Genomic DNA, 5450 nt, shown 5'->3' with positions numbered 1-5450 from the left:
GTCAGCCGCAGGGCATGGCCCTGGCAGGTGTCCAGCTTGAGCAACGGTTTGGTGGCGGTGCGGAAAAAGCCTTCGCGGCCACTGCGATGGTCCACGCCATCGACACGCGCGGCGAACGGCGTGCCAATGAGCTCGGCAACCTGGCGCGGTCCCTCGGACGTATGCACCCAGGTATCGGCGGTGACGCACGGGTTGGTGGCGCGGATGTGCTCGCACCACCAGTTGTTGTTCATCTGGTTGACGCGGTCGATCAGGATGAACCCCGGCTCGGCGTAGTCGTAGGTGGACACCATGATCATGTCCCACAGGTGGCGCGCCTTGACGTGACCGTAGATCTTGCAGGCCACCAGGCCGTCCGCGCGGCTGACGTAGTTGACGTGGGTGGGCCACTCGCGCCACAGCACCTGGGTCTCGTCGTCCAGGTCCACCTCGTGTTGCTCCTTGACATGCACCGGGAACAGCAACGGCCAGTCGGCATCGCTGGACACCGCCTGCATGAAGTCGTCGGTGATCAGCAGCGACAGGTTGAACTGGCGCAGGCGCCCGTCCTCGCGCTTGGCGCGGATGAACTCGCGCACGTCCGGATGGCGCACGTCGAAGGTGCCCATCTGCGCGCCGCGCCGGCCGCCGGCCGAGGACACGGTGAAGCACATCTTGTCGTAGATATCCATGAACGACAGCGGGCCGGAGGTGTAGGCGCCGGCGCCGGACACGTACGCGCCGCGCGGGCGCAGCGTGGAAAACTCGTAGCCGATGCCGCAGCCGGCCTTCAGCGTCAGGCCGGCCTCGTGCACCTTGTCCAGGATGTCATCCATGGAGTCGGTGATGGTGCCCGAGACGGTGCAGTTGATGGTCGAGGTCTTGGGCTTGTGCGCCTGCGCGCCGGCGTTGGAGGTGATGCGGCCGGCCGGGATCGCGCCGTGGCGCAGCGCCCACAGGAACTTGTCGTACCACTTGGCCTTGAGTTCGGGCGTGGTCTCGACGTCGGCCAGGGCGCGGGCGACGCGTTGCCAGGTGTCGTCCACGGCGGTGTCGACCGGCTCGCCGGTCTTGCTCTTGAGGCGGTATTTCTTGTCCCAGATGTCCTGCGAGGCCGGCTGCAGCGGGATGGCGGTGACTTCGGTGCTCATGGTGGGTTTGCGTACCGTGCTCATCAGATACCCACCCCCGGGCCTGTTGTTTTGCAATGCATGTGCTTGACCTTCTCTATCCTTGATGCCCGCTTGGTGGACGGACGGCTTGATCTCAGCGACGCGCCCACCGCGGCAGGCGCATCCGCGTGTGGATTGATTTTGCGTTTGCGATGCTTTCTGTCACCGGATCGCCCCCCCAGAAGCTGTGCGGTATACGCATCCCGGCCTTGCTGTCGTTACTGGAACTGGACACAAGATGTTGTGATCGCCAACGGGGGTCAACACTACCCCTGCCGCGTACACTTGTAAAGTGAAGATTAATCCGATTTGCTTCCCGGGCCTGGAACGCCCATGGTTACTGGGTTTTCGTCGTTGCCAGGCGGCTGTGACGGCACTCCGCAAGCAGCCCATGAAACTCCTGACGACGCGCATAGTCCATATATCCATATGTACGGTTTTCGACCCTCAAGGAGACAACCATGACCGACCGCGCAACGAGGCCCCGACACGGCCTGGCCGGAACCTTGACCGCGCTGCTGTTGGCCCTGGCCACCCTGGCCACCCTGGCCCCCGCGCCTTCACGCGCCACGATCCCGACGCAGGTGAACGGCCGTCCGGTGCCGTCGATCGCGCCGATGCTGGAAAAGGTCACGCCGGCGGTGGTCAACATCTCGTCCAAGACCCTGGTGCGCCAGCGCAACCCGTTCTTCGACGACCCGGTGATGCGCCAGTTTTTCGGCAGCCCGCCGCCGCGCGAGCAGGTGGAACAGAGCCTTGGATCAGGCGTGATCGTGGATGCCGCGCACGGCTATGTGCTGACCAACAACCATGTGATCGCCGGTGCCGACGAGATCACCGTGACGCTGAAGGACGGGCGCGACTTCAAGGCCAAGCTGGTCGGCGCCGATCCGGACACCGACATCGCGGTGCTGAAGATTCCCGCCAGGCATCTGGACCAGCTGCCGCTGGCCAACTCTGCCAAGACCCGCGTCGGCGATTTCGTGGTGGCGGTGGGTGACCCGTTCGGGTTGGGCCAGACGGTCACCTCGGGCATCGTCTCGGCGCTGGGACGGCGTGGCCTGGGCAACACCTACCAGAACTTCATCCAGACCGATGCCTCGATCAACCCCGGCAACTCCGGCGGCGCGCTGGTCAACCTGAACGGCAAGCTGGTGGGCATCAACTCGATGATCTACTCGCCGTCCGGCGCCAGCGCCGGAATCGGTTTCGCGATTCCCGCCAATCTTGCCCACAAGGTGATGCAGCAGTTGCTGAAGTACGGCAAGGTGCGGCGTGGCACGCTGGGGCTGGCCGTGCAGTCGATCAACCGGCACATGGCCGCGGCCCTGCACTTGGACAACGACCGTGGCGCGGTGGTCACCCAGGTGAAGTCCGGCTCGCCGGCCGCCAAGGCCGGGGTGCAACCCGGCGACGTGCTCACCGCGATCAACGGCCGTCCGGTCCGCGGGCCGGACGACCTGAGCAACAGCGAGGGCCTGCTGCCGGTGGGCAGCGCGGTGACCATGTCGCTGCTGCGCCAGGGCAAGGTCGTTTCCGTGCACACCACGATCGCGCCCGAACGCGTGGCCCATGCGCGCGGCGCGGACCTGGACCCGCGCCTGTCCGGCGCCAGCATCAGCGGGCTCAACCAGGACCAGCGTCACAAGGGCCTGTATGGCGTGCGCGTCAGCGGCATCACCCCGGGCAGCCGCGCCGATGCCAGCGGGCTGAACAAGGGCGACGTGATCATCGCCGTCAATCGCAGGCGCATCGCCAACCTTTCCCAACTGCGCAGCCTGCTCAACCGGGGCGCACCGCAGCGCATGGTGCTGACCGTGGTGCACGGCAACAATATCCATTTTGTGCTGCTGCAATAGATGAAAAACAGACAGGCCGGGGCAAACGTGATGCAATCGACAGGTACGTTCCCGGCCCTGGCTCCATACTTCAGGCTCGCACCGCTGCCATGAGCATGCCTAGATGAAAGTTCGCACCGCACTGCCCTGCCTGCTGGCCCTGGTCCTGGCATCTGTCGCCGGACCGGCCGTCGCTGCGGCCGGCCATGCCCGTCACCATATTGTCTGGCGCGGCGACATCACCACATCGCGCGCCTTCGTCAAGGACATGGCGCGCTCCTGGGACCGTGCCGGTCACGGCTACATGACGTTGCAGCCGTTCAACACCATCTCGGCTCTGAACAAGCTCAGCCAGGGCAGCGTGGACCTGGCCGGCAGTGCGCGAGGCCCATCGCCGCGGCACGCCGAGGAACAATCGCTGAACTTCACTCCGGTGGCCTGGGATGCGCTGGTGATCATCACCAGCGACCGCAACCCGGTGCGCGGCCTGACCCTGAAGCAGCTGCACGACATCTACTTCGGCAAGATCCGCAACTGGAGCGCGCTTGGTGGGCGCAACGCGCCGATCCACGTGTATGCCGACGCCAGCCCCAGCGACGGCGTCGAGTTCAGTCTGCGCAAGCTGCTGTACGGGCGCGGCAACCAGCCGGTTGCCGCGCCCCGCCTGTACATCAACGTGCGCAGCCTGGAACAGGGCATTGCGCTGGACCCGGATGGCCTGGCCGTGACCACGCTTTCGGGCGCCTACGACAACCGCAAGCTGAAGATGCTGGCGATCGACGGCGTGCGCCCATCGCGCGCCCATGTGGCGGACGGCAGCTACCCGCTGTACACGCCGCTGTACCTGGTCACGCGCAAGGACGAGGACAACGCCACCGTACAGTCGTTCATCGCCTTCACCCGTAGCCGCACCGGCAAGCAGATCCTGGACAGGCACCAGCTGGTGCCCTATGCCGAGGATGCGCCCCCGGCCCGGGATGCGTCTGCGCGCGGACAGCGCATCGCCCGTGCGGTGGGCCGAGCGCCACGCTGAACCATCGCTACCGGTATGCTGGGCGCCTGATACGAATTGATGCATCTAAGGAGAGCCCGGGCGCATGAGTGGACTGATCGAGTACAAGGGACGCGGCACAGTGGTGCCGGTCGAGGCTGTCGACGGCAAGCACTTTTCCGCCTGCAAACGCCGTCTGGACGCTGCAGCGCGTCGCTGGCTGGATGCCTCCGGGTTTGAGCCGCAGCGTGGCGCACTGGCGCTGATCCCCAACAGCAAGGGACAACTGGAGCGCGTGCTGGTGGGCGTGGATGCGGCGCAACCGCTGCATGCGCTGTCCGCCCTGCCGCAGCAACTCCCGGCCGGTCGTTACCGTCTGGCGCAAGAGGGCGTGGAACTGGACCATCACCTGGCCGCCCTGGGCTGGGCATTGGGCGCCTACCGCTTCGACCGCTACACCGGACCGGCCCCCACCCCCGCGCAACTGGTGCTCACGCGCGCGCAGATGAACGCGCTCAAGCCACTGGTGGCCTCGATCCAGCTGGTCCGTGACCTGGTCAACACCCCTACCGAGGACATGGGGCCCGAGCACATCAGCGATGCCATCAAGGGCTTGGCCCGCAGTCACCGCGCCCGCGTCAAGGAGTGGGTCGGCGACGCGCTGCTGAAGGCCAACTTCCCCACCATCCATGCCGTCGGCCGCGCCAGCCATCGGCCGCCGCGCCTGGTCGAAATGAGCTGGGGCAAGACCACCGACCCGCACCTTGTCCTGATCGGCAAGGGTGTGTGCTTCGACACCGGTGGCCTGGACCTGAAACCCTCCAGCGGCATGCGCTGGATGAAGAAGGACATGGGCGGCTCGGCACACGCGATCGCGCTGGCGAGTCTGGTGATGAACGCGAGGCTTCCCGTGCGCCTGACCCTTCTGATCCCGACCGTGGAGAACGCGGTCGCCGGCAACGCCATCCGTCCCGGTGATGTGATCCGTACGCGTGCCGGTCATACCGTGGAAATTGACAACACCGACGCCGAGGGTCGCCTGATCCTGTGTGATGCGCTGGCCTACGCCAGCGAAAAAAGCCCGGACCTGATCATCGACTTCGCCACCCTGACCGGCGCGGCGCGCGTGGCGCTGGGCCCGGATCTGCCGGCGCTTTTCAGCAACCGCGAACCGCTGGCCACCGGCGTGCTCCAGGCCGCTGAATCCGTGCATGATCCACTGTGGCGGCTGCCGCTGTGGCGCCCGTACCACTCGATGCTGACATCGCATGTAGCCGACTTTGCAAATGCAGGTCCCTCGCGCCATGCGGGCGCCATCACCGCAGCGCTGTACCTGGAGCGATTCGTGCCCCGCGACACGCCCTGGTTGCACGTGGACGTGTACGCCTGGAACGACAGCGCCCGACCCGGGCGGCCCCGCGGCGGCGAGGCCCAGGGTCTGCGCGCGTTCTTTGCCTTCCTGCAGCAACA

Annotated in this window: 4 protein-coding genes; 3 read left to right on the top strand and 1 reads right to left on the bottom strand. The window is 66.3% G+C overall.

Features of this window, described 5'->3' with window-relative positions; all coding sequences use genetic code 11:
- A partial coding sequence (locus PF446_RS12775) for a ribonucleotide reductase N-terminal alpha domain-containing protein (RefSeq protein WP_343224683.1) occupies positions 1-1154 on the bottom strand: 1154 nt, incomplete at its 3' end.
- 458 nt (positions 1155-1612) lie between these two features.
- Here PF446_RS12775 and PF446_RS12770 point away from each other — a divergent pair.
- The 3 genes from PF446_RS12770 to PF446_RS12760 form a co-directional block, all read left to right on the top strand.
- A complete protein-coding gene (locus PF446_RS12770) occupies positions 1613-3010 on the top strand; it encodes a Do family serine endopeptidase (RefSeq protein WP_298072199.1) in 1398 nt (465 codons plus the stop codon).
- A 103-nt stretch (positions 3011-3113) separates the two neighbouring features.
- On the top strand, positions 3114-4022 hold the full coding sequence (locus PF446_RS12765) for a substrate-binding domain-containing protein (RefSeq protein WP_298072198.1): 909 nt from the start codon (positions 3114-3116) through the stop codon (positions 4020-4022).
- Between the two features lie 64 nt (positions 4023-4086).
- On the top strand, positions 4087-5450 hold a 1364-nt coding region (locus tag PF446_RS12760), incomplete at its 3' end, for a leucyl aminopeptidase family protein (RefSeq protein WP_298072195.1).

Origin of the sequence: Oleiagrimonas sp., assembly GCF_027858935.1 — a bacterium.
GTDB lineage: Bacteria > Pseudomonadota > Gammaproteobacteria > Xanthomonadales > Rhodanobacteraceae > Oleiagrimonas.
This window is presented reverse-complemented; position numbering and strand designations above follow the sequence as displayed.

Coding starts and splice junctions, on each gene's coding strand:
- PF446_RS12770 (WP_298072199.1), top strand. CDS start 1,613: ATGACCGACCGCGCAACGAGGCCCCGACACGGCCTGGCCGGAACCTTG.
- PF446_RS12765 (WP_298072198.1), top strand. CDS start 3,114: ATGAAAGTTCGCACCGCACTGCCCTGCCTGCTGGCCCTGGTCCTGGCA.